General features: G+C 46.8%; 23 protein-coding genes and 2 tRNA genes. 8 read left to right on the top strand and 17 right to left on the bottom strand.

The features are described 5' to 3' along the window. Positions 1 to 3: 3 nt before the first annotated feature. From Nant_RS07630 to Nant_RS07655, 6 genes are all read left to right on the top strand, one after another. Complete coding sequence (locus tag Nant_RS07630; RefSeq protein WP_054341056.1) at positions 4 to 1395, top strand: sigma-54-dependent transcriptional regulator; 1392 nt, start codon at positions 4 to 6, stop codon at positions 1393 to 1395. Positions 1396 to 1889: 494 nt separating this feature from the next. Beyond that, positions 1890 to 3320: a polynucleotide adenylyltransferase PcnB gene (pcnB, locus tag Nant_RS07635; protein WP_054341057.1), complete on the top strand. Its 1431-nt coding sequence runs from the start codon at positions 1890 to 1892 to the stop codon at positions 3318 to 3320. Then, on the top strand, positions 3301 to 3798 hold the full coding sequence (gene folK / locus Nant_RS07640; protein ID WP_054341058.1) for a 2-amino-4-hydroxy-6-hydroxymethyldihydropteridine diphosphokinase: 498 nt from the start codon (positions 3301 to 3303) through the stop codon (positions 3796 to 3798). The genes pcnB and folK overlap by 20 nt, the downstream gene beginning before the upstream one ends. Positions 3799 to 3843: 45 nt before the next feature. Further along, positions 3844 to 4638, top strand: a complete 795-nt coding sequence (panB, locus tag Nant_RS07645) for a 3-methyl-2-oxobutanoate hydroxymethyltransferase (RefSeq protein ID WP_054341059.1) — start codon at positions 3844 to 3846, stop codon at positions 4636 to 4638. 3 nt (positions 4639 to 4641) lie between these two features. Next, positions 4642 to 5502 (top strand): pantoate--beta-alanine ligase, encoded by an 861-nt coding sequence (panC, locus tag Nant_RS07650; RefSeq protein WP_054341060.1) that lies wholly within the window; start codon positions 4642 to 4644, stop codon positions 5500 to 5502. Positions 5503 to 5732: 230 nt separating this feature from the next. Beyond that, a complete protein-coding gene (locus tag Nant_RS07655; RefSeq protein ID WP_054341061.1) occupies positions 5733 to 6914 on the top strand; it encodes an acetyl-CoA C-acetyltransferase in 1182 nt (393 codons plus the stop codon). A 105-nt stretch (positions 6915 to 7019) separates the two neighbouring features. Here the strand turns inward: Nant_RS07655 and Nant_RS07660 are convergent, their stop codons facing one another. Then, complete coding sequence (locus Nant_RS07660; protein WP_054341062.1) at positions 7020 to 7856, bottom strand: 6-carboxytetrahydropterin synthase; 837 nt, start codon at positions 7854 to 7856, stop codon at positions 7020 to 7022. 165 nt (positions 7857 to 8021) lie between these two features. On the opposite strand from Nant_RS07660, the gene rsuA reads away from it, so the two are divergent. Together rsuA and Nant_RS07670 are read left to right on the top strand one after the other, a co-directional pair. After that, on the top strand, positions 8022 to 8720 hold the full coding sequence (gene rsuA / locus Nant_RS07665) for a 16S rRNA pseudouridine(516) synthase RsuA (RefSeq protein ID WP_054341063.1): 699 nt from the start codon (positions 8022 to 8024) through the stop codon (positions 8718 to 8720). Next, on the top strand, positions 8717 to 9763 hold the full coding sequence (locus tag Nant_RS07670; RefSeq protein ID WP_054341064.1) for a class I SAM-dependent methyltransferase: 1047 nt from the start codon (positions 8717 to 8719) through the stop codon (positions 9761 to 9763). The genes rsuA and Nant_RS07670 overlap by 4 nt, the downstream gene beginning before the upstream one ends. Positions 9764 to 9795: 32 nt before the next feature. Here the strand turns inward: Nant_RS07670 and Nant_RS07675 are convergent, their stop codons facing one another. The 16 genes from Nant_RS07675 to rlmE form a co-directional block, all read right to left on the bottom strand. Next, positions 9796 to 11001: an NnrS family protein gene (locus Nant_RS07675; protein WP_076496143.1), complete on the bottom strand. Its 1206-nt coding sequence runs from the start codon at positions 10999 to 11001 to the stop codon at positions 9796 to 9798. A gap of 157 nt (positions 11002 to 11158) precedes the next feature. Next, complete coding sequence (pnp, locus tag Nant_RS07680) at positions 11159 to 13264, bottom strand: polyribonucleotide nucleotidyltransferase (RefSeq protein ID WP_054341066.1); 2106 nt, start codon at positions 13262 to 13264, stop codon at positions 11159 to 11161. A gap of 207 nt (positions 13265 to 13471) precedes the next feature. Then, positions 13472 to 13738 carry a 30S ribosomal protein S15 gene (gene rpsO, locus Nant_RS07685; RefSeq protein WP_054341067.1) on the bottom strand — a complete coding sequence of 89 codons (267 nt, stop codon included), beginning with the start codon at positions 13736 to 13738 and terminating at the stop codon, positions 13472 to 13474. Between the two features lie 120 nt (positions 13739 to 13858). Further along, positions 13859 to 14818, bottom strand: a complete 960-nt coding sequence (gene truB / locus Nant_RS07690) for a tRNA pseudouridine(55) synthase TruB (protein ID WP_054341068.1) — start codon at positions 14816 to 14818, stop codon at positions 13859 to 13861. A 3-nt stretch (positions 14819 to 14821) separates the two neighbouring features. Beyond that, a complete protein-coding gene (rbfA, locus tag Nant_RS07695; protein WP_054341069.1) occupies positions 14822 to 15217 on the bottom strand; it encodes a 30S ribosome-binding factor RbfA in 396 nt (131 codons plus the stop codon). 9 nt (positions 15218 to 15226) lie between these two features. Next, a complete protein-coding gene (gene infB / locus Nant_RS07700; RefSeq protein WP_054341070.1) occupies positions 15227 to 17821 on the bottom strand; it encodes a translation initiation factor IF-2 in 2595 nt (864 codons plus the stop codon). A gap of 80 nt (positions 17822 to 17901) precedes the next feature. Further along, entirely contained in the window at positions 17902 to 19335 is a 1434-nt protein-coding gene (nusA, locus tag Nant_RS07705) for a transcription termination factor NusA (RefSeq protein ID WP_054341071.1), read from the bottom strand. 32 nt (positions 19336 to 19367) lie between these two features. Beyond that, positions 19368 to 19823: a ribosome maturation factor RimP gene (rimP, locus tag Nant_RS07710; protein WP_054341083.1), complete on the bottom strand. Its 456-nt coding sequence runs from the start codon at positions 19821 to 19823 to the stop codon at positions 19368 to 19370. A gap of 117 nt (positions 19824 to 19940) precedes the next feature. Then, positions 19941 to 20017, bottom strand: a tRNA-Met gene (locus tag Nant_RS07715). Between the two features lie 50 nt (positions 20018 to 20067). After that, positions 20068 to 20153: transfer RNA gene (locus Nant_RS07720), tRNA-Leu, on the bottom strand. A 60-nt stretch (positions 20154 to 20213) separates the two neighbouring features. Then, entirely contained in the window at positions 20214 to 20567 is a 354-nt protein-coding gene (secG, locus tag Nant_RS07725; protein WP_054341072.1) for a preprotein translocase subunit SecG, read from the bottom strand. 12 nt (positions 20568 to 20579) lie between these two features. Next, entirely contained in the window at positions 20580 to 21335 is a 756-nt protein-coding gene (tpiA, locus tag Nant_RS07730) for a triose-phosphate isomerase (RefSeq protein WP_054341073.1), read from the bottom strand. A 38-nt stretch (positions 21336 to 21373) separates the two neighbouring features. Continuing rightward, positions 21374 to 22729, bottom strand: coding sequence for a phosphoglucosamine mutase (gene glmM / locus Nant_RS07735; RefSeq protein ID WP_054341074.1), 1356 nt, complete (start codon positions 22727 to 22729; stop codon positions 21374 to 21376). Positions 22730 to 22732: 3 nt separating this feature from the next. Next, positions 22733 to 23596, bottom strand: a complete 864-nt coding sequence (gene folP / locus Nant_RS07740; RefSeq protein WP_054341075.1) for a dihydropteroate synthase — start codon at positions 23594 to 23596, stop codon at positions 22733 to 22735. Positions 23597 to 23663: 67 nt separating this feature from the next. Then, a complete protein-coding gene (ftsH, locus tag Nant_RS07745) occupies positions 23664 to 25628 on the bottom strand; it encodes an ATP-dependent zinc metalloprotease FtsH (RefSeq protein ID WP_054341076.1) in 1965 nt (654 codons plus the stop codon). 85 nt (positions 25629 to 25713) lie between these two features. After that, positions 25714 to 26331 (bottom strand): 23S rRNA (uridine(2552)-2'-O)-methyltransferase RlmE, encoded by a 618-nt coding sequence (rlmE, locus tag Nant_RS07750; protein ID WP_054341077.1) that lies wholly within the window; start codon positions 26329 to 26331, stop codon positions 25714 to 25716. Between the last annotated feature and the right edge of the window lie 45 nt (positions 26332 to 26376).

Here is a 26376-nt window from a genome sequence, read left to right on the forward strand (position 1 = left end):
GCAATGAGCCGCATTCTGATCGTAGAGGATGAATCAATCATCCGTGCCGCGTTACGGCGTTTATTGGAAAAAAATGATTATGTCATTGATGATGCCGCATCGGTTGATGAAGCAACGTCACAATTCAATCTAACTGATTTCAACCTCATCATTAGCGACCTTCGCCTGCCTGGTGCACCGGGAACTGAGCTTATCAAGCTTGCCGGGGCTGTTCCCGTATTAATAATGACGAGTTACGCCAGTATGCAATCCGCTGTCGATGCGATGAAAATGGGCGCTGTCGACTATATTGCAAAACCCTTTAATCACAATGATATGCTGGACACGATCAAAGCCATACTGAGCCAACAAAAGGCAGATCATCACGATATCGTTATCGAACCCCAGATTCAGCACACTAAAATTATCGGTTCCTGTGAAGCGATGCTATCCCTGTTTACCCGTATTACGAAAGTGGCTCGCACAGATGCCACAGTATTAGTACTGGGTGAGTCAGGAACAGGCAAAGAGCTGGTCGCCCGTGCACTTCACGAACAGAGCTCTCGAGCGCAATCACCGATGATCTCCGTCAATTGCGCTGCGATACCGGAAGCTCTGATAGAATCTGAACTGTTTGGCCACGAAAAAGGCTCCTTCACTGGCGCAAGTACCAGCCGTTGCGGACTGATAGAAGCCGCCGATGGCGGCACTCTTTTCCTCGATGAGATTGGCGAACTGCCGATGGAAGCACAAGCACGGTTACTGCGTTTTCTTCAAGAAGGAGAGATCCGAAAAGTAGGTTCCGTACACTCAATCAAGGTCAATGTTCGCCTGATAGCAGCGACACATCGCAACCTGAAAGAGCTGACACGCACCGGCCTGTTTCGGGGAGACTTATACTACAGGCTCTACGTTATGGAGCTCACTATGCCACCGCTGTGTGAGCGCGGGGAGGATATCATTGAGCTGGCTGAGCGCTTTCTGGTTAGCGCTTGTGAACGTATGCACTGTCCGGCGGCCATTTTTAGCGAGAGCGCCCGTCAAACAATGCTGCGATATAGCTGGCCAGGCAATGTCCGTGAATTAGAAAACGCCATAGAACGCGCGGTAATACTTGCCGACAACCATCTGATAACCCCAGATTTACTGGGGCTTGACATAGACACCCGTCCCAGCTTGCAACAACTGGAATCAGATTATATCGGCCGCAGCGCAGCGCATGAAACACCTAGCAGCCAACCCATGAGAAGGCAGCCTCAGGCTGGCTTATCGATGGACGATTACTTTCAGCGCTTTGTTATGGAACATCAGAGCGACATGAGCGAAACCGACCTTGCAAAAAAACTAGGCGTTAGCCGGAAATGCTTATGGGAACGCCGGCAAAAACTCGGCATTCCGCGAAGACCCAAAGGATAAAAATAAATATTGTTACTCTAAAGCACTGCCCAGAGGTAACACTTCGGGTAACGTTTTAGAGTAACAGCGTTACCTAAAGAAACACTTTTATTGTTACCCACGTTACAAAAAAATCGCATTCTCCTATGATAAAATTTAATTATCGCATAAAAACAACAAGTTATAAAAAGTGGCACAGCTAATGCTTTATCTATTGTGTTCAAACAACAAAAATAAGCTTAGAAACGCCAACCATTAATAAAAATAAATACAGGTTAAGTGTCGATAAAGCCATCCACCTCGAATAATAATAAAAATGGGGTTTAAAAGCTGATCGCTGGATTGTGGTAACGCAACTACAGCGCTCTAAAAACAACAACAAGCGACGGTTACTCTCAGCTTGCGGTCAGCTATCCATCTCCTCTTTCTCGTGTTTATTCCCTCATTGCTTAATGTGTCCCCATAACAATGTTATGATGTGTCACATAATACTTTACGAGCAAAATTTAAAACTCATGCCTAGCCGTTTAATTCAAAAAGTTACCGGACTCTTCCGTAGCAAATCAGCCCCTACTTCTGCGCAAGAAGAACTTCACGTACCTAGTGAAATCCCAGCAGAGCAGGATAATAGCCCACAGATCATCCCGGAACAGGTTCATCAGATTCCGCGAAAGCATCTGGACGACAATGCCGCCAAAGTTGTTTACCGACTCATTGACGCAGGCTATGAAGGCTATTTTGTCGGCGGCTGTATCAGAGACATTCTGATCAATAAACGCCCCAAAGACTTTGATATTGCAACCAATGCACATCCTGAAGAAGCGCATGAGTTATTTCAACGTTCACGACTCATCGGACGTCGCTTCAAACTTCTGCATGTTCGTTTTGGTCGCGAACTCATTGAAGTCGCCACCTTTCGGGCAGGACATGACTCGATCAAGAATGAAGACGATGTTAAGGGTAAGCAGTCTGAGTCCGGACTCATTCTGCGTGACAATGTTTATGGCACCATCGAAGAAGATGCATTACGCCGCGACTTCACTGTTAACGCCATGTATTACTGCGTTAAAGACCACAGCATTTACGATTTCACTCACGGCTATCAAGATATACAGAGCAAAATCATACGCATGATCGGCAACCCCGATAGCCGCTATATCGAAGATCCTGTTCGCATGCTGCGTGCTATTCGTTTTGCAGCAAAACTTGATTTTACGATTGAAGCGCAGACAGCCGCTCCGATTAAAAAACAGGCTCATCTATTACAAGGGATAGCCCCCGCCCGCCTTTTTGACGAAACACTAAAGCTATTACAATCAGGCCATGCCGTTACGGCGTATCATCTGCTGAAAGAATATCATCTGCTTGAGCAACTACTACCCTCTGTCGGAAAGGCTCTCAAGGCTCAGTCTGAACACCCTTTAATGGAAACATTGATACTTCAAGGGCTTAAGAATACTGATCGCCGTCTCAGTCAACGTAAAAGTGTCACTCCGGCGTTTCTGTTTGCCACAATGCTCTGGCACCCGCTACAAACACGTATGAAAGAACTACTAAAGCAAAACCCTAAAATGCCGCAATTGGTAGCATTGAATAGCGCGGCCAACGACATTATCGCTCAGCAAGTTAAGCGAACCGCCATTCCCCGACGTTTCTCTACGCCTATAAGGGAAATCTGGGAGCTACAACTGCGTCTTCCCAAGCGTTTTGGCCATCGCGCAGAGCTACTTTTAGAACACCCCCGCTTCAGAGCCGCCTATGACCTGTTGCTTTTAAGAGAACAAAGTGGCGAATCGTTAGACAACTTAGGTCAATGGTGGACGCAATATCAGTCTGCGTCCGCGGAGGAAAGGGAAGCCATGGTCGCTGAGCTTACATCAGAAAGTAAACCTGCACGTAAGCCTCGTCGTCGCAGAAGAGCAAGTAATGATCCGCGTAACGCCTAAGCATTGCTACATTGGCCTGGGGAGCAACCTGGAAAGCCCTCGCCAGCAAGTCACTACAGCATTAGAAGAGCTTAAGCAGATACCAGGCTGCACTCTGCTTTCGTCTTCCAGCCTATATCGCTCAGATCCCGTCGGCCCCGCAGGACAGCCTGATTATGTTAATGCCGTAGCATTACTCGACACAGCGCTTACTCCGGAAGCTCTTCTGGATCAACTTCAAATACTCGAACAGCAGCATCGCCGTGTGCGACATACACACTGGGGCCCTCGAACACTGGATCTGGATATTATTATGTTTGGCGATCTGATCATTAATTCAGATCGACTGGCCGTCCCCCACCCTTTTGCCGGAGAACGGAATTTCGTACTCTGGCCGTTGTCGGAGATATCCCCCGGCTTAATTTTTCCCGATGGCCGATCAATAAATGATCTATTAGTCGCATGCCCGCTGGGCACACTGGAAAAGATCTCTGTATAATCACGCTCGAAAACAGAGCATCCCAATTAATACATCGAGTTGCCTATGAACAAAGTCACATTACATACATTATCCGCCTGCAAGAAGGCAGGTGAGAAGTTCACTGTCCTAACAGCCTATGATGCTTGCTTTGCTCACGTGGTTAGCGAAGCCGGGGTAGAAGTGATTCTGGTAGGTGATTCTCTTGGAATGGTTCTACAGGGACAGAACAGCACTCTGCCTGTCACCATGAATGATATGACCTATCACACCGCCAGTGTGGCAAAGGGTAATATGGGCGCCATGATTATGGCTGACATGCCCTTTATGAGTTATGCCACACCTGAAAAAACCATGGAGAATGCCGCTCTGCTTATGCAGGCAGGTGCTCATATTGTGAAAATTGAAGGCAATGCCTGGTTGGCCGAGAGCGTCTCATTACTATTCGAACGCGGTATTCCCTGCTGCGTACATATGGGGCTAACACCTCAAGCAGTTAATACTTTAGGTGGCTACAAAGTACAAGGCCGTGATCGCGATAGTGCGAAGCAGATGATTGAAGATGCTGTACGTCTTGAGCAGGCAGGTGCCAGCATGTTGTTACTGGAATGCGTACCTTCACTACTCGCAGCGGAGATCACTCAGGCCGTTGATATCCCGGTTATCGGCATTGGCGCAGGCGTTGAAACTGATGCTCAGGTATTGGTACTGCACGACATGCTAGGCATAACACCGGGACGGCGTCCTAAATTTGTTAAAAATTTCATGGAAGAAGCGACGGATATTCATTCCGCTCTCCAAAATTATGTCATCGCGGTGAAGCAAGGTAGTTTCCCGGGACCAGAGCACAGTTTCGAATAATTTATGAAAACTATTCATACTCTAAGCGAACTCCGTCAAGCACTGACGGGGGAACGCGCACGTGGAAAAAAAATAGGTCTGGTTCCAACAATGGGCAATCTGCATGATGGCCATATTGCACTGGTGCATCAGGCGAAAGCGAATACAGATATTATTGTTGCCACCATTTTCGTTAATCCGCTGCAATTCAGTGCCAACGAAGATCTCAGCAAGTATCCTCGCACACTTCAGATGGATCAGGAAAAACTCACGGCTGCCGGTTGCCACTATCTATTCGCTCCGACCGAGTCCGAGGTCTACCCCAACGGCCGCGAAAAACAAACTATGGTTGAAGTGCCTGAAGTGTCTGATCTGTATTGCGGAGCCAGCCGTCCAGGACATTTTCAAGGCGTTGCTACCATCGTATGCAAACTATTTTGTATGGTACAACCCGATGTCGCCATTTTTGGAGAGAAAGATTTTCAGCAACTGTTTGTTATCCGCAAAATGGCGAGCGATCTGAGTCTGCCGATTGAGATCCAAGGCTCTGCCATCGTCCGCAATGAACATGGTTTGGCCTTAAGCTCTCGCAATGGTTATCTGACACCACAAGAGCTGGACGCGGCCACCGCTCTCAATGCCACTTTAAAGGATACTTTAAAAGCCATTGAACAAGGTAAGACTAACTTCGATGAGTTGTGTGAATCAGCACAACTACAATTGGAAAGCGCGGGCTTCAAACGTGATTACTTTGTCATTGTCCGACAGGACGACCTTTTACCAGCGAACGGCTCTGATAAGCAACTCGCTATCCTCGCCGCCGCTTATATGGGTGCCGCCCGGTTAATCGATAATCAAGTAATCAACCTAAAACCCCTCCTATAAACAATCTCCCTTACTACTTTTTGTGCAGGCACCTTTTCTATATTTATTAGTTCAGGTGCTTGCAATAGCAAGTCTAGTTGCTCAAACTGAATGCTTTCCGCGTTGCGGTAAAATAGAAAAATAAACCACTAAGCATAACTCCTGCATAGCCATGCTTTCTGGCATCTGCAAGATTCGGATCCTTTATTATATAAAGGACCGAATAGAGTTTATTAACAAGAGGCTCAATCATGCGTGAAGTCGTTATTGTCGCTGCCGGCCGTACTGCAGTTGGCACATTTAATGGTTCTTTAGCAGGCGTAAAAGCATCCGATTTAGGCGCTACCGTACTTAAAGGATTGCTAGAACAGACTAAAATTGATCCGGCACAGATTGATGAAGTGATCCTTGGACAAGTGTTAGCCGCTGGCTGTGGCCAAAACCCTGCACGCCAAGCGCTCATTAATGCAGGCATTCCACAAGAGGCATCAGCCTTTACGCTCAATAAAGTATGCGGCTCTGGCCTGAAAGCGATTCAACTGGCTGCTCAAGCGATACGTTGTGGCGATGCTGATATGATCATTGCGGGTGGACAGGAAAACATGAGCCAATCGCCTCACGTCCTGCCAAATTCACGTAATGGCGTACGCATGGGTGACTGGAAAATGGTCGACACCATGATCACTGACGGCCTGTGGGATGCGTTCAACAATTACCACATGGGTATTACTACCGAAAACATTGTTGAAAAATACGGTTTTACGCGTGAAGAACAAGATGCTTTTGCCAGTGCTTCTCAGAACAAAGCAGAAGTAGCAGTCACGTCTGGGCGCTTCAAAGATGAAATCATTCCTGTCGTAATCCCGCAGCGCAAAGGCGATCCGGTTGTATTTGATACGGATGAACAACCACGCTTTGGCTGCACCCCTGAAGCATTAGCAAAATTGCGTCCTGCCTTTAAAAAAGACGGCACCGTTACCGCAGGTAACAGCTCGACTCTTAACGATGGTGCTGCCGCTGTAATCTTGTGTTCAGCAGAGAAAGCCGCTGAGTTAGGCTTGCCCGTGCTAGCCCGCATCAAAGCTTACGCGTCTGCCGGTGTTGACCCTGCCATTATGGGTACGGGTCCAATCTGCGCTACACAGAAAGCATTGAAAAAAGCAGGCTGGACAGTCGACGATCTGGAACTGGTCGAAGCTAATGAAGCTTTTGCTGCTCAAGCGATGTCGGTCAACAAAGACCTCGGCTGGAACAGCAAAATCGTTAACGTCAACGGTGGTGCCATCGCTATGGGTCATCCAATCGGCGCATCCGGTTGCCGCATTTTTGTATCGCTGATTCATGAAATGATCAAACGCGATGCGAAAAAAGGCCTGGCAACACTGTGCATTGGTGGTGGTATGGGTACGGCTCTGGCGATTGAACGCGATTAATTATTAGCCTTCGCGCATAAAAAAACCGCAGCTTGTCTGCGGTTTTTTTTGTTTAACATTCAGCGCTTCAAAAGCAGTGTGATGTAAGCGTTTTTTATTGGCTATTTATACCTGTGATACAGCGCCTTTACCCACGCCTTCATAAGCACGCACCATGACGTCATCCAACGGTCTTATCTGCTTTATACGTGCAGCCAGATGACGGGCTATCTGCTCAACCGTACTTTCTGTATCTATATCGGAGCAATACTCGGTAGGCAGAGTCAGCGAGAACTCTCCTTGCGGAGCCCGATACTCATAAGTATTCATTCCTTCAGCACTCTCTTTACGATGTGCAGAGGTACCAATATAAATATCATGCCAGCGCGCCGCCCACTCTTGTTCGAGTTTGTGATTTCGCTCATTATTCAGAAAAATCTCAATGCGTGAACGATGCCCATGTGCAATACGCTGGCAGTTACCGTCATGCTGCTGCAGACCGTGGCTATAATGATAAAAAGCACCATCAATAACTTCAGGAACAAAGCGTAAATTCAGCCCTCTGACTTCCTGGGGGAATAACGCTATCAATTGAGCCCGACACCATTCAGCCATCGCCTCTGGAGTAATTTCTTCCACATCAACAGCGACAATGGCTTTACTGGGTGACTGGCAATGGAAGGACTTACCGTTAGGGTAGAGCCAATCAACACGGGTCTGACCCAGTGCATGCTCAATTTTAATATCGTTCATTTTAGTGGGGACTAACAATGCATGATCAATCGTGCTGTCCATCCACTCTCGTGTCAGCTTTTTCACTACGCCAAAGTCACAGACCATCCCTTGCTCATTAAGCGCTCCATCCAGTTCAAGCTGAAGCAGCCAGGACTCCCCCATTAACCCCCGGGAAGAGTGCAAATAAGAAAAATCTACGTTGGTCAGATTATTTACAAAAAGCTTCACTTTTATACACCCTCATTTTAAGCATTCCATTCTAACGCAAGGCGGCATTCAGATGCATTCAAATCATCACCCCTTAATGATTTTTCAGGTGAACTTATAAATTTGGTTCTGACGCAGGCCTCTGCACGTTATACTAAGTTTTTGCACTCAATAAAGTTGCCTAACATGCGTCTCGATAAGTACCTGTCTCAGTCTACCGGCCTCTCCAGAAAAGATATTAAACGTCTTATACACAAAGACCTTGCTACTGTTAACGGGATGGTCACGCGCGACTCGTCTCTACAGGTTAGTGAAGACGACAACGTTACCTTTCAGGAAATGGTCGTTGATGCGCCACGCCCGCGTTATTTCATGATGAATAAGCCTTATGGGTACGTGTGCTCCAGCGAAGATCCTACTAATGCCACCGTCATGGGCCTGTTAATTGACGAACCCAGACCTACCGACCTGCATCTCGCTGGCCGGCTTGATTTGGATACGACTGGCTTACTGCTGATTACCGATGATGGTCAATGGTCTCACCGGCTGACATCGCCGAAACATAAGCAGGGTAAACGTTATCTTGTGGAAACTGCAGATCCGATCGAAGCATCGACAGTAGAACTGTTTGCTCAAGGCGTTCAATTGATCAATGAAAAACAGCTGACTAAGCCTGCTACACTTGAAATTCTCGGCTCACATCAAGCCTACCTGACATTAATGGAAGGCCGTTATCATCAGGTCAAACGTATGTTTGCATCCGTTGGCAATAAGGTCACGAAGTTACACCGTGATCGCATTAGCCATATTGATCTGGATGAATCATTAGCCCCTGGAGAATATCGGGAACTCACCCACGAAGAAATTAACATCAGCGCACAATGAGTACAGATAAAGCCTTTGATCTGCTGCATTACGAATTTAAACAGGCATCTGCTCCTGCGCTTTGGATCGTCGACGAGAATATTGCTGCCGACACCATACCTACAGCCGTTCCTCTGATTTGTGCTATCGCTAACCGCCTTGATGTTGCAGAAAACCTGCAGCACAAAGGCTGGGATTGCTGCTTTGATGATTACCTGCTTGAAGCGATACCTGAGCATCATTTTCAGTCGATCTTTTTACGCATTCCTAAAGAGAAAGCTCAGGCACATTACATCATTAATCAGGCGCAGCGATTGCTTGTAGCCGGTGGTTCGCTATACCTCACAGGCCTTAAACAGGAAGGTATAAAAGGCTTTATTGAACGCGCAGCTACACTGGCAAAAAAACCGGCACAAACATGGAAGGCCGATAAGCAGACCTGGGCAGGTAAAATAACCTTTACGGGCATATCAGAGTCACTACTGGATGATAAAGCTTATCGTGACCTTCGCCAGTCTCCTCAAGATGAGCATTTCAGTTTTTGGAGTAAACCAGGAATTTTTGGCTGGGATAAAATTGACAGAGGCAGCGAGCTACTTATTCAACATCTAAAAGAACTGGTGAAGAATCACGGAGCGATAAACTCTGTGCTGGACATTGGCTGCGGGTATGGCTATTTAAGCGTCCATACAGCCCGCCTACTCAACGCCAGAATAACAGCAACCGATAATAATGCGGCAGCTATTACTGCCTGCCAGGCCAATCTGGATCATCATCAGATTGACGGGGAAGTCAGCGCGGACAACTGCGCTCAAAAGATTACGCCTCGCTTCCCTCTGGTAGTCTGCAACCCACCCTTCCATAGCGGTTTTGGTGTTGAAAATGATCTGACCGATCGCTTTCTCGCCAGTGCAGCGCAACATTTGAACAGAGACGGTGTGGCTATATTTGTGACTAACCTGCATATCCCGCTAGAGCGTAAAGCCAGCCGTTACTTTAGTCTCTGTGATACGCCGGTGGTAACTGACCACTTTAAACTGGTAAGGCTATCGCAACCGAAATAACACCTCAGCAGCACCTAATAAGTATTAAACCCTTAGCCTGGATTTTTCCAACTAGGGGCCGCTGAAATCAGAATAGGAACGTAGCGAATACAAAAGAGCGTTAACGCTACCAGCCATACAACAGCGGCGCTGACAATAAAATGGTTGTACCCCACGCCTTCAACCAGAGATGCAGCTGAACGCAACCCCGCCGTGATGCTAATCAGCACAAAAACAATAATCATCATTTTCCCGGCAATCAACGCGCGTTGCGTGTGGCCTAATGCTGCACGCGAGGCGACACCAAGAATCATACCGGCCATCGCACCAATGCCTATCGCATGCAAGCCGGCGCTGACATTGATCAGCTCAAATGCAGACAATCCAAGCAAGAAGAGCCCGCCACCTAACCATAAAAAACTAAGATGTAATATCCACAATAGCGGCTCACTGAGGATTCGCACCCCCTGCCACCGACCTATTCTTATCCATTGCGTGATTCCAGCCAGACACAACAAGCCACCGGTAATAGGATTAACGGGAGTGATGATCCAGCTCAACGCCGCTAACAGCAACACCACACTAACCGCCACATCTATGCGATTAAATAATGTCGGTAACGGTTTATCCGAGTCAGGATGTTTTTGTATTAAATAATTACGCGTAAAGGACGGCGTGATGCGTCCGCCAATCAATGCAATCATCAAGCAAATTTGCATGACAACGCCCCTCAGCGCCATCTGGCTATACTCGATTCCATATTTCATACCCACATGAAATAGCAAATTGAACAGCGTAAAAAGTCCGAGCATGATAACGATCTTATAGTTGCGCTTATTGCCACCCATGACCACTTCACGGCCGATTAAACTCATCAGCAGCAAACCATATAGCAGATCAATACACGCGACTAACACATAAGGCAATGCGGCCGAACTAAGCATAACAACTCTGCCGGCAATCCAGCACAACACCAACAACGCCAGTGGCGTACCGCTGACGGGAAGCCGATTGGTCCACTTTGAAACCGCGGCCAACAGAAAACCTCCTATGGCAGAACCTACAAAGCCAAACAACATTTCGTGTGCATGCCATTGCGCTAACGGAACGGCTATTGAATCCGCCTGCCAATAACCTTTTAGTATCGCTAACCACAGTGTTATCAAGACAACACCTGCAACGCCTGTGCATAAAAACAGAGGCCTGAAGCCATTACTCAGCAGCGTTTCCCACCGAGACGCGGGGTATTTCTCAAACATCAGGATCGCCATTTCAAAACCTCTATATCTGTTAACAACAGCCTTAATATGTAATTATTATACATGTTTGTTAGTAGCCCAGATATAACTCATTAGAGGTAATGACAGACATAAAAAAACCCTCACAAGGAGGGTTTTTCTGATAAATCAGAAAGCCTTAGCCTTCTACAGATTCATCCTGAACCAAATCTTTCATAGAAAGCTTGATACGACCACGCATGTCTACTTCCAACACTTTAACTTTAATGATGTCGTCCATCTTCACATAATCGGTTACTTTCTCAACGCGCTTGTTATCAATCTGGGAAATGTGTACCAGACCATCTTTACCCGGCAGAATATTTACAAATGCACCGAACTCTTCAAGACGCACAACTTTACCTTCGTAGATTTTGCCTACTTCAGCTTCAGCTGTGATTTCGATGATTTTATCCGTAGCCGCTTTTGCTGCTGCTTTATCAGCCGCATAGATACGAACCGTACCGTCATCTTCGATATCGATCATCGCGCCAGTTTCTTCGGTCAGAGCACGAATAGTCGCGCCGCCTTTACCGATAACGTCACGAATTTTCTCAGGGTTGATTTTCAACTGAGTCATCGCTGGAGCATTATCTGGTAATTCCGGACGAGAATAACCAATCACTTTCGCCATCTCTTTCAAGATATAAGTACGTGCGTGAAGCGCTTGCTCCAAGGCCGTTTCCATAATCTCTTCAGTGATACCAGTGATTTTGATATCCATTTGCAGGGCAGTAATACCTTGCTCAGTACCGGCTACTTTAAAGTCCATATCACCGAGGTGATCTTCATCACCCAGAATATCAGTCAGGATAGCGAATTTATCGCCTTCTTTAACCAGACCCATCGCAATACCAGCAACAGGAGCTTTCAAAGGAACACCTGCATCCATCATTGCCAGTGACGCACCACAAACAGACGCCATTGAACTTGAACCGTTAGATTCAGTAATTTCTGATACGATACGAATTGTATATGGGAAATCTTCCTGCGATGGCAGCATTGCCGCAACACCACGACGCGCCAGACGGCCATGACCAATCTCACGACGGCCTGTAGAACCGATACGGCCAGCTTCACCTACTGAATAAGGAGGGAAGTTATAGTGCAGCATGAACGGGTCTTTACGTTCGCCTTCCAGTGCATCAATAAACTGCTGATCGCGTGATGTACCTAAAGTACATGTCACGATAGACTGAGTTTCACCACGGGTGAACAATGAAGAGCCATGAGCGCCTTTCAGAATATCAATTTCTACACTGATAGGACGAACCGTTTTAGTATCACGGCCATCAATACGTGGCTCACCATTAACAATACGCTGACGAACAATGGTTTTCTCAACAGAGCTAACAACACCAGACACTTCTTTCTCAGAAGGCTGACCTGCTTCAGAACCAGCTAATTCGGCAACTGCTTTAGTACGCAGATCAGCTAGTGCATCCTGACGCTGCATTTTATCAGCAACCTGATAAGCATCAGCAATACCCTGGCCAACGAGTGTATTAACCTGGCCAATCAGCGCTTCGTTTTTCACGGCTGGCTGCCAAACCCAAGCAGGCTTGCCCGCTTCGGCTTTCAGTTCATTGATCGCACCGATAACAACCTGCATCTCAGTGTGAGCAAACAATACTGCACCCAACATCTCATCTTCAGTCAGTTCTTTTGCTTCTGATTCAACCATCAGAACAGCGTCAGACGTACCGGCAACAACCATGTTTAATTCAGAAGATTCTAACTGCTCATAGGTCGGGTTCAGGATATAACCTGTTTCTTCTGTAAAACCAACGCGCGCGCCGCCAATCGGACCTACAAAAGGAATACCTGAGATAGACAATGCAGCAGAGGTACCGATCATTGCGGCAATGTCAGGATCGTTTAGTTTATCTGCAGACATGACCGTACAGATAACCTGTACTTCATTCATGTAGCCCTTAGGGAACAGCGGACGAATAGGACGGTCAATCAAACGCGATGTTAGTGTTTCTTTTTCTGATGGACGTGCTTCACGCTTGAAAAATCCACCCGGGATTTTACCGACAGCGTAAGTTTTTTCGATGTAATGAACAGACAGTGGGAAGAAATCTTGCCCACTGCGTGCTTCAGTAGCGCCTACGACAGTACACAGAACCTGTATATCACCAATAGTAACCATAACCGCGCCAGTCGCCTGACGAGCAATGCGCCCTGTTTCTAAAGTAACCTGCTGGCCACCAAATTCAAAAGTCTTTGTAATCGCTTGCACGAATATTACCTCTCGTTAAATAAACAAATGCCTGTCCGAGAGAAATAGATTTTCACACCATCTTAAACGCCAGTACTCATTTGCGCTCGGTTTTATCGATACGAGAACTGAGTACAAATGAGTACAGGCTGGTTGAAAATTTTCTCTATGAAACAGGCCAAATAAAATCAGGGCCATACATTGTATGGCCCCTTTTAGTACCTAAGCTTAGCGACGCAGGCCTAAACGTGCGATCACAGCCAGGTAACGATCTGCATCACAACGTTTCAGGTAATCCAGCAATTTACGACGCTGGTTTACCATACGGATCAAACCACGACGTGAGTGATGGTCATGCTTATGCGCCTTGAAGTGTCCCTGAAGAGCTTCAATATTTGCAGTTAGCAAAGCAACCTGTACTTCTGAAGAACCAGTATCGCCTTCGCTACGTGCATAATCAGTTACGATCTGCGCTTTTTGTTCAGCTGTTAACATCTGTCAAACTCCATTCTAATATGCAGACAGCCTGTGCTGCCGGATTTTAAGGACGCGGTAAACCGAGCATATTATCAGTTTATCGCCATGGTCTGTTGGCAGGTATGCCTTCAGACCTAATCAGGAAGATTGATTGTTTGTAGACATTAAACGTCTGGAAACTAATCGACCTTCCGGAGTAATTTCGCCAATACCGAGAAAGTCTCCGGTACCTTTTTCTTGTATTCTTACAAGAGGCTGAGCAGCCATATTGAGGTCAATGACTATACCATTGCGCACTAAAGCACATTGATCAGATGCCAATTCAATGACCGGTGTATCTTCAATAGCAGACCAAGGTACTAATAATAACGCATCCAGTCTCTTTTGTATGCTTTCCAATGGCTCATCAGGGACTGCCGGAGCCGCCATTGCCTGCAACTCCTCAAGAGTAATCATGCTCTCTGCTTTATAAGGTCCGGAATCAAGTCGACGCAGCGCCTTAACATGCGCACCACACCCCAGATACAAGCCTAAATCTTCAACAATTGAGCGTATATAAGTTCCTTTGGAGCAGCTTATATCCAGATCAAGCTCATCGCCTCTGAAGCCAATAATGGTGATACTGAATATTGTGATTTTTCTCGGCTTTACTTCTACCGTTATACCTTGTCTGGCCAACTTGTATAGTGGCTGACCATTATGCTTCAAGGCAGAAAACATCGAAGGGACCTGTTCTATCTCGCCGGTGAAATGCTCGTCCAGCAGAGATTGAATCAGTTCTTGGGTAACATGAGATCCCACATCAGCGGTAGCAACAACTTGCCCATCAGCATCACTGCTGTCAGTTCTGACACCCAGCTTAGCCGTGGTTTGATAACGTTTGTTGGCATTGAGAAGAAATTGGGAAAACTTGGTTGCCTCACCGAAAGTGAGTGGCAACATCCCCGTGGCTAACGGATCAAGCGCACCGGTATGGCCTGCTTTTGCAGCACCATAAATACGTTTAACACCCTGCAGCACATAGTTCGAGCTAACGCCCTGGGGTTTATCAAGCAGAAAAATGCCGTCCACTGGACGGCCTTTATGTCGCCGGCTCACTGCCTAATCCTCTTCTGAGTCACTTTTATCCCGCAATTCGCGGGAAGCTTTCTCGATCAGACTGTGCAGATGACGGCCTCTTTCGACGCTCGTGTCAAAGTGAAAACGCAACTGAGGCATCACACGCAATTGTATCTTGTGTGATAACTCATGCCGGAGGAAACCTGCCGCGTTACGTAGAACCTCAAGAGAACACTTAGTAGCCTCCTCCTGAGTCTGCTCACCTATCGGAAAAACGGTGATATAAACATCAGCATAGCCAAGATCTTTTGCGACCTTGACATGGCTGAGTGTCACCATTCCCATACGAGGGTCTTTAACTTCAAACTGAATCAACTGAGCCAGGTCACGTTGTACCTGGTCAGCGATTCTTTGAGTACGACTAAATTCGCGTGCCATACTTCTCCGTTACAATGTACGTGGAACTTCGACAATCGAGAACACTTCGATCTGGTCGCCGACTTTCACATCATTATAGTTTTTCACACCAATACCACATTCCATACCCATACGAACTTCACTCACGACATCTTTAAAACGACGTAATGACTCAAGCTCACCTTCGTAGATAACAACGTTATCACGCAGTACACGAATATTCTTGTTACGGAACACAGTACCTTCAGTCACCATACAACCGGCTATTTGACCAAGTTTTGGCGAACTGAAAACATCACGTACTTCAGCAATGCCGACAATTTCTTCACGGAAGACCGGTGACAGCAAGCCTGTCATTGCCAGTTTCACGTCATCGATAATATTGTAGATGACACTGTAGTAACGTAGCTGGATACCTTCACGTGCAATGATCGCTTTAGCCTGTGCATCGGCACGGACATTGAAGCCGATCACTAACGCAGATGATGCGAGTGCAAGGTTAGCCTCAGTTTCGGAAATACCACCGACACCACTAGAGACGATAACTACTTTTACTTCATCAGTAGAGAGGTCTTCCAGAGCATGTGTCAATGCTTCCAGCGAGCCTCTAACATCAGCTTTAAGAACGATATTCAAGTTCTTAACGTCACCGGCTTCCATAGTGGCAAACAGGTTTTCCAATTTAGATGCATGCTGACGGGCTAGCTTAATGTCACGGTATTTTCCCTGACGGAAGAGCGCGACTTCACGTGCTTTCTTCTCGCTAGTAACAACGGTGAATTCATCACCAGCAGCAGGAGTACCATCAAGACCCTGGATTTCAACAGGAATAGCAGGACCGGCTTCATCAACAGGCTTACCATTCTCATCCAGCATCGCTCTGACACGGCCATAATGCAGACCTGCTAAAACGATATCACCTTTTCTCAGCGTACCATTCTGTATCAGCAGCGTAGCAACAGGACCACGTCCTTTATCAAGACGCGACTCAACAACCACACCCTGACCAGGTGCATTTGCCACGGCTTTCAGTTCAAGTACTTCGGCCTGCAGCAAGACAGCTTCTAGCAGCTCTTCGATACCTTCACCGGTTTTGGCTGAGACTGGCATAAACTGAACATCGCCGCCCCACTCTTCCGGCAGGACATCACGCTGTGCCAGTTCGTTTTTAACACGATCCGGATCAGCATCTTCTTTATCCATTTTGTTAACAGCAATGACCAGAGGTACGCCAGCGGCTTTCGCATGCTGAACGGCTTCTTCAGTCTGAGGCATTACGCCATCATCTGCAGCCACAACTAAGATAACAATATCTGTCAATTTAGCACCGCGGGCACGCATCGCCGTGAAGGCAGCATGTCCGGGGGTATCCAAAAAGGTAATCATACCGTTGTCAGTTTCTACATGGTATGCACCAATATGCTGGGTAATACCACCGGATTCACCTGCAGCAACACGTGTGCGGCGAATACAGTCAAGCAAAGAGGTTTTACCATGGTCAACATGACCCATAACGGTCACGATAGGCGCACGTCCGAGCAGCTCACCTTGCGACTGCTGAATGCTTTCCATCAATGCTTCTTCGATGGCATTTTCCGCCATTGGCTTAGCAATATGGCCCATCTCTTCAACCAGCAACACCGCAGTATCTTGGTCAATCACCTGATTAATGGTCGCCATAGCGCCCATTTTAAACATAACCTTGATGACTTCAGCGGCTTTAACTGACATCTTTTTAGCCAGCTCTGCCACTGTAATGCTTTCAGGAACAGCAACTTCATGCACTTTAGGCGCCTGAGGCTCTGTAAATCCATGCGCATTATCAAGCTGATGAGCAGTCTTAGGACGGTTACCTTTCATGTTGTTACGTGAAAGCTTTCCACCGCGGCGTTTAGCATCAGAAGAAGAAGGCCCTCGGCTATTTCGTCCCTGCGTCGCTTTCGCTGGTTTTTTATCTTCACCACGAAACGATTTTTTCTTATCGTCATGCGTAGAGGAAGGCGCAGGTGCACTAACCTTAGGTGCAGGTGCGCTAACTTTAGGCGCAGGTGCGTTTGCCTTAGGTGCAGGCTTCACTTCAGCCTTAGGTGCCGCTGCCTGTGGTTGAGTCTGAGCTTTATTCTCAGGCGCGACGGCAACCTTAGCGGGCTCTGCTATTTTAGCGGCGGCCGTAGCCTTCGCTTCTGCCATAATTTTAGCTTCTTCTGCTGCTTTGATTGTATTCTCTTCCTGTTCGCGCTTCTGACGCTCTGCTTCCAGGCTCGCCACTTCTTCGACTGAGACCTGATCTGAATCTTTAGCATCGCCTTCGATATCAGAACGTTTTACGTAGGTGCGTGTTTTACGCACTTCAACATTAACTGTCTTTTTCTTACCTGATGAACCAGCAACCTTCAACTGAGAAGTTGTAGTACGCTTCAAGGTAATTTTATTAGGTGAAGCGACATTCTCGTCTTCTTCACCATGTGACCGCTTAAGGTGGTTTAATAGTGCCTGTCTTTCCGTTTCCGAAACCAGAGACTCATCTTTTTTACCTGCGATTCCCGCTTCCTGCATCTGTGCTAACAAACGCTCGACGGGAACACCAACCACACCGGCAAGTTGTTTAACTGTGACTTCTGCCATATTGGTATATCTCCTCCGCTGAATTAGACTTCATCCGCAAACCATGGCGCTCGCGCGGTCATGATTAACTTTGCAGCCTTTTACTCGTTCATACCTTCAACATCAAGAAGCTCTTCAACAGATTGTTCTGCCAAATCTTCCATGGTAATCACGCCGGTAGCTGCCAGCAGGAAAGCCAGATGGCGATCCATACCTTCCATTTCCAGCAGATCGGCTGCCGGTTCGGATTTCTCAAGCTGCTCTTCACTCGCCAGTGCCATATTCAGCAGCGCGTCTTTCGCTCGAGTACGAAGCTCATTCACAATATCTTCATCAAAGCCGTCAATTTCTAGCATTTCATTGACAGGCACATAAGCCACCTCTTCCAAGGTGGTAAATCCTTCTTCAACCAGCACGGATGCAACATCTTCATCTATATCCAGATGCTTCATCAATGTCTCCATGACTGAGCCCATTTCGGACTTCTGCTTAGCAGCCGCAGCTTCTACAGTCATGACATTCAATTCCCAACCCGTGAGTTCTGATGCCAGTCGAACATTCTGTCCACTACGGCCAATCGCCATAGCAAGAGATTCTTGCGCAACAGCCACATCCATCGAATGACTTTCTTCATCGACGACAATAGATGCCACTTCTGCCGGAGACATTGCGTTAATAACTAGCTGAGCAGGATTATCATCCCACAGGATGATATCAACACGTTCACCGCCAAGCTCGCTCGAAACAGCTTGAACTCGCGCGCCACGCATACCAACACAAGCACCTACCGGATCAATTCGGCCATCATTGGTTTTTACTGCAATTTTCGCACGTGAGCCAAGGTCACGGGCAGCTGCTCTGATCTCAATGACTTGTTCTGAGATCTCAGGCACTTCAATTCGGAAAAGCTCAATCAGCATTTCAGGGCAGGTGCGGCTCAGTACTAACTGAGGACCACGTCCTTCTGCACGTACTTCCGTCAGAACCGCACGAACACGGTCACCCATACGGAAAACTTCACGTGGTAGTACATTCTCACGCGGCAGCAATGCTTCAGCATTATTTCCCAAATCGACGATAATATTATCACGCGTAACTTTTTTCACGCTCGCCGAGATTAACTCACCAAGCCTGTCACGGTAAAGATCAACCACTTTTGCACGTTCAGCTTCACGCACTTTCTGTACGATAACCTGTTTTGCTGTTTGTGCAGCAATACGTCCAAATGCCATCGACTCGATTTGTTCTTTATGGATGTCACCAGGTCTCAGCTTTGGATTAATCTCCTCAGCTTCTTGCATCGTCAACTCAGTTCCGAGCAAAGGAACATCGTCATTACTAACAACTTTCCAGCTACGAAATGTTTCATAACTTCCCGTTGCACGATCTATGATGACCTCGATATCGGCTTCTTCGTCAAAACGCTTTTTCGTCGCTGTTGCTAGCGCCAGCTCAATCGCTTCAAAAATAACGTCTTTTGGGACGTCCTTTTCGTTCGATACCGCTTCCGCAACCAGTAGAATCTCTTTATTCATGCTGCTGCCTCACCAAATCCCCGAAAGTGCTGTTAAAACTGTGGAATAACCTGAGCCCGATCAATCAGATCAATCGGTAACAAAAACTCTTCGTCTTCCACAACCAGCAAAATATCTTCGCCTTCAATGCCATTCAAAATACCTTTGAAGTTGCGTCGTCCGTCAAATGGAACGCGTAGACGGATCTGAACTTTACTCCCTGCAAAGGCACTGAATTGCTCCAATGTAAATAGCGGCCTGTCCATTCCAGGAGAAGACACTTCCAATGTATAGACACCACTAATAGGGTCTTCTACATCGAGCACTCCGCTGACCTGGTGACTCACAGCCGCACAATCTTCTACAGTCACACCTTCTTCGCCATCTATATAGACGCGTAATGTGCTGTGCTTACCTTGTGAGATATGATCTATTCCCCATAACTTGCAGCCTAATGACTCAACAATGGGTTCTAGCATCTCTTGTAATAATTTCAGCTTCGCTGACACGAACTGACCTCTAACGTAAAGCAGAAATAAAAAATGGGTCTTTTTTAGACCCATTTCTGCGAAAATAAATTGACCACATCTACAAAAAAGCCCCTAAAAAGGGGCCATTTCGAAAAGTGGTAGCGGGGGCTGGATTTGAACCAACGACCTTCGGGTTATGAGCCCGACGAGCTACCATACTGCTCCACCCCGCATCAGAAACAGGCGCATATTATACATATAACATGCAGCCCTTGCAAACAAATGGTGCCCAAGGCCGGACTCGAACCGGCACAGCCATAAGCCACTACCCCCTCAAGGTAGCGTGTCTACCAATTTCACCACTTGGGCTAAACTCTTTTCACTAAACTCTTTTCACTAAATACTTTTTACACAGATACTAACGGCAAGCTATTTTGCTGTTGGGATATCCGTTTCAACCGGAGCCGATATTTTCGGCTCATCCAAAACCGGCAACTGACTGTCTTCAACCACTTCAACCGTTGGAATGCCCGCAGCACCTACAGATACTGCTTGCTCCTTAGCATAAATAGCAAGCACAAAACTGGTAACAAATAACCCTGTTGCCAGCACAGCCGTCATACGGCTTAAAAAATTCCCGGTGCCCTGACTCCCAAAAACTGTTTGAGATGCACCACTACCGAAAGCAGCACCCGCTTCTGCACCTTTACCCTGCTGCAATAACACCAGAGCAATAATACCAGCAGCGAGAATAACATGAGCAGCAAGAACCAGATTTTCCATATTACCTACCGTTTAAGCAACTTCCGCAGCCGCACTGCAGATAGCTATAAATTCATCAATCTTCAATGACGCTCCTCCAACAAGACCACCATCAATATCTGGCTGCGAGAAAAGCTCCTGTGCGCTAGCGGCGTTAACACTACCGCCATACAGTATCGAAATACGTTCCGATACATTTTCACCAGCCAATTCAGTTATTACTTTACGAATTAACTCATGCACTTCCTGCGCCTGCGCGGGTGAAGCCGTTTGCCCTGTGCCAATAGCCCAAATAGGCTCATATGCAACAACAACATCTGCGAAATTCTCTGCATTTAGCAGGCTCAATCCGATTTTAACCTGCCTTGCAATGACATCGAAAAACTGACCACTATTCCTATGCTCTAGTGATTCACCTACACATAGAATAGGAGTAAGACAATGCCGAACTGCCGCACTTACTTTTTTTGCTACTAAGACGTCTTCTTCAGCAAAAATTTCTCGTCTTTCCGAATGCCCCACCACTACATACGAACAACCGACATCTATTAACATCGATGGGGATAACTCTCCAGTAAAAGCCCCGCCATCCTCAAAATACATATTCTGAGCACCAACTTTTACTGTCTTAGCTTTCTGGCTGACATCAAGCAAATAAACTGATGGTGGACAGACAACTACTTTTACAGATTCAGAAAAAATAGCCTTATTAAGACCTGACATCATTTCGTCGATAAATTGACGATTGCCATTCATTTTCCAATTTCCAGCGACTATTAGATCACGCATCGTCACCCTCCATAAAAGAGGCGCAAATATTAACCGAGTTACTCCTGACTAACAAGCGCTTCAAGTGCATTTCCCACCTCTTTTGCTAACTCTGTGCATAGTTTTTGAATAAATGCTTTATCCGGACCCTCTAGCATGACGCGCACTAAAGGTTCAGTTCCCGATGGACGCAGCAACACCCGACCTGCAGAGCCCAGCTGAGCCTCAACATCTTTTACCGCCTGCTGAATAGCCTCCACTCCACGAACATCCACTTTCTTAGCCATGCGGACATTAATCATGACCTGCGGCATCTTATGCATACCTTCTTTCAGGTCATGCAGATTTTTACCTGATTCCTGCATTGCACGTAGTACCTGGAGAGCAGATATTGTGCCATCTCCCGTCGAGGTCAGATGGCGACAAATAACATGCCCTGAACTCTCGCCACCTAACACCCAATCATTTTCTGCGAGCAGCTCCATCACATATCGGTCGCCTACATTCGCACGCAGAAAAGGAATATCCAGCTGATTAAGTGACTGCTCTAATCCAAAATTGCTCATTAATGTACCGACAACCCCGCCCGTCAGGACACCACGCTGCTTCATTCGCTGAGCAATGATAAACAATGCTTCGTCACCATCAACAACCTCTCCGCGATGATCAACCATTATTAAACGGTCACCATCACCGTCCAGCGCTATACCCAGATCAGCTTTTTCAGCAATGACTACTTTTTGTAAACGCTGCGGCGCTGTAGCACCGCAGGCTTCATTAATATTTAAACCATCAGGAGAAGACGCTATTTCTATCACATCAGCACCTAATTCAGACAACACCTCTGGTGCTACGTGATATGTCGCACCATTGGCGCAATCCAGTATAATTTTTAACCCGGACAGACTGAAGCCCACAGGCACAGACGCTTTACAGAATTCAATATAGCGACCTGGCGCATCTTCTATACGCCGGACTTTCCCGAGACTTGCCGAATCAACCGTCGTCATAACCAGATCCATCTGCGCTTCAATGGCATGCTCTATTTCATCCGGTAGTTTTGTACCTTCCGAGGAAAAGAATTTAATACCATTATCGCCAAAGGCATTATGAGAGGCGGAAATAACAATACCGGCATTCGCCTGAAACGTTCGTGTTAAATAAGCAATGGCGGGCGTTGGCATTGGACCTGTCAGTAATACATCGACACCCGCAGCAGATAAACCAGCCTCTAACGCCGACTCAAACATATAACCGGAAATACGTGTATCTTTTCCAATCAGAATTTTACTCCGACCTCCCCGGGCAAAGACCTTACCGGCAGCCCAACCAAGCTTTAACATAAAATCGGGTGTGATTGGAAACTGTCCTACGTGTCCGCGAATACCATCCGTACCAAAATACCGTTTACTCATCACTTATTCCTCTTTAGCAGATGATTCATGCATAACAGCTTCCGTCATCCGCACAACATCTACCGTTTCCGATACGTCATGTACCCGGATAATTTTTGCACCTTTCATGACGGCAATGGCTACTGTTGCCAAACTGCCGGATAAACGTTTATCCACAGGATGACCCAGCACTCCGGCAATCATACTCTTGCGTGATGTGCCTACTAACAATGGCAGACCCATCACGTCTAATGATTCTAATCGATTCAGTAATACTAAATTATGCTGTAACGTCTTCGCAAAACCAAAACCAGGATCCAGTATCAGCCGGTCTAAGGGTATACCTGCTGCTTGGCAGACTCGCACACGCTCATGGAAAAATGCGACAACTTCATCGACAACATTTTCGTAAAATGGCGCATCTTGCATGTCTGCAGGCGAGCCTTTCATATGCATCAAACAAACAGGCAACCGGGTATTGGCGGCGGCGGCCACGGCACCAGGACGCTTAAGTGACCTTACATCATTAATAAAACCAGCACCCAAAACAGCAGCCTCAGTCATGATTTCAGCGGAGCTCGTGTCTACAGAAATAATAACATCTAACTCTCTCGAGATCCTTTCCACTGCGGGCAACACACGCTCCATCTCTTCCTGCAACGTGATTTCAGGCGCACCAGGGCGAGTAGACTCGCCACCAATATCAATAATACTTGCCCCTTCGTCCACCATTTTTGCAGCGCGGACTAACGCCTTATCAACCGAAAGTTTATTCAACTGAAACAGACGCCCTCCATCAGAAAAGGAGTTGGGCGTAACATTCAGAATACCCATAACCTGCACGCGATTCAGGTCAAGTATGCGCTGCCCACACTGTAAAATAGCCATGAACTATTCCTATACATAAAAAAAAGACTGGATGTTTGCACATCCAGTCTTTTCCCGTTCTTTTTAATTAAACTGTTTTACCGTCTTCATCTGGATCATCTTTACTCGAAGAGACATCCGACTGACCTTTATCCTTATCGATAACGGGCTCCGCCTCTTTTTTCAGATCGATATCAGAGCTACCCCCGGATGATGCCGCCTGATCGTTATCATCGACCCATCCTTCTGGCGGAGTGACTGCCTTTCGTTCCATTAACTCGCTGATCTGATCACTATTGATCGTTTCATATTTCATCAGCGCCTGAGTCATATTATCCAGGATATCGCGGTTGGCCATTAAGACATCTGTTGATCTCTGATAGCACTCATCAATAATTTTACGTACTTCAGCATCAATTCTGCGCTGCGTATCTTCAGACGTCGGTTTAGCACCCTGCCCGTAACCACGCCCAAACGGATCGCCCTCTTCATCATCGTACAACAGTGGCCCTAATTCTTCAGACAGCCCCCACTTTGTTACCATATTCCGCGCCATCCCTGTAGCACGCTGAATATCGTTAGAAGCACCGGTTGTTACGCCGTCTTTACCTAATGTAATCTCTTCAGCAATACGGCCGCCATATAGCGAGCAGATATTAGCAATAATGGTCAGGCGACTATGGCTATAACGATCTTCCGCAGGAAGAAACATAGTCACACCTAATGCACGACCACGAGGAATAATAGAGACCTTATAAACAGGATCGTGCTCTGGCATCAAACGCCCCACGATCGCATGCCCGGACTCATGATAAGCCGTATTCAGACGTTCTTTATAAGACATCACCATTGACTTGCGCTCGGCGCCCATCATGATTTTATCTTTTGCTTTTTCAAACTGCTCCATACCGACAGTGCGTCGACTTTCCCGCGCAGCGAACAATGCAGCCTCATTCACAAGATTGGCTAAATCCGCACCAGAAAAACCAGGCGTACCGCGCGCGATCAGGTCAGGTTTGACGTCATCGCCCATAGGAACTTTGCGCATATGTACTTTTAGTATCTGCTCACGCCCACGAATATCGGGCAAACTAACGTAGACCTGACGGTCAAAGCGACCCGGACGTAACAATGCCGGATCCAACACATCAGGACGGTTAGTTGCCGCTATAACGATAACGCCTTCTGTTCCCTCAAAACCATCCATCTCAACAAGAAGCTGATTCAGTGTTTGCTCGCGCTCATCATTACCACCGCCCATACCAACGCCACGACTACGACCCACGGCATCGATTTCATCAATAAAAATAATACAAGGCGCATGTTTCTTGGCTTGCTCAAACATATCACGGACACGTGATGCACCCACACCTACAAACATTTCAACGAAGTCCGAACCCGAAATCGAAAAGAACGGTACTTTTGCTTCGCCGGCAATCGCTTTGGCTAATAGAGTCTTACCAGTACCAGGACTACCTGACATCAGTATACCGCGGGGTATGTGGCCACCCAAGCGCTGAAATCGACCAGGATCACGCAGATACTCAACGAGCTCAGCGACTTCTTCTTTCGCTTCTTCTACACCCGCTACATCATCAAACGTGGTCTTAATCTGATCTTCACTCATCATCTTGGCTTTAGACTTACCAAAAGACATTGGACCACCTTTGCCGCCGCCTCCCTGCATCTGTCGCATAAAGAACATGAATATTGCGATAATGACCAATATAGGGAATGAGGCTACCAGCAACTGCGTCCAGATGCTTTGCTGCTCAGGCTGCTTACCTTCTACAATAACTTTATGCGAAAGCAGATCATCTACCAGTTTAGGATCCTGTAACGCAGGGCGAATGGTTTTAAAGCGCTCACCATTACTGCGCTCACCATTGATGGTATACCCATCAATCACCACTTTAGAAACCCGATCAGACTGCACTTCGGCTACAAAGTCAGAATAACTCAAACGCCCTGGATCAGTTTCAGCGTTGAAATTATTAAAGACCGTCAGTAAGACCGCCGCAATAACCAGCCAGAGAACCAGATTCTTTGCCATATCGTTCAAAAGACAACCCTCAATTTAATACCGTCACAAAGCATCAGCTAAACTACAACAGTTTAGATACTTTGACTAATGAAACTCATTTAAAACCCTGGCCAATTATGTAGACTTCTCGTGATCTGGCGCGAGAGGAATCAGGCTTACGCGTCACAACTCTGTCAAATGTTGCTCTCATCGCAAGCACATACTGGTCAAAACCTTCACCCTGAAACACTTTGGCAACAAAACTACCCTTTGGTTTCAATACTTCTTTCGCCATTTCCAGCGCCAGTTCAACCAGATACATAGATGCTGGTTGATCAATAGAGTTGCTACCACTCATATTGGGGGCCATATCTGAAATTACAAGGTCTGCTAATTCACCATCCATTATGGCGAGAATTTCATTCAAGACCGATTCTTCGGTAAAGTCTCCCTGAACGAACTCGACACCCGCCAATGCGTCCATTGGTAAAATATCTGACGCAACGACTCTTCCATTGTCTCCGACCAGCTGGGCTGCAATTTGCGACCAACCTCCCGGTGCAGCACCCAAATCAACAACCGTCATGCCTTTTTTAAACAACCGATCCTTCTCTTGTAAGTCCAACAGTTTAAAACTGGCTCTTGATCGATAGCCTTTCTCTTTAGCTAATTTGACGTAAGGATCATCGAAATGTTCCTTTAACCAACTCCCACTACTTTTCGATCTCGACACTTATTTTTCTCTGTAGTTTTACGCTGAGCATGTCTCAGGTAGAAT

Source organism: Neptunomonas antarctica (assembly GCF_001305295.1).
GTDB classification, from domain to species: domain Bacteria; phylum Pseudomonadota; class Gammaproteobacteria; order Pseudomonadales; family Balneatricaceae; genus Neptunomonas; species Neptunomonas antarctica.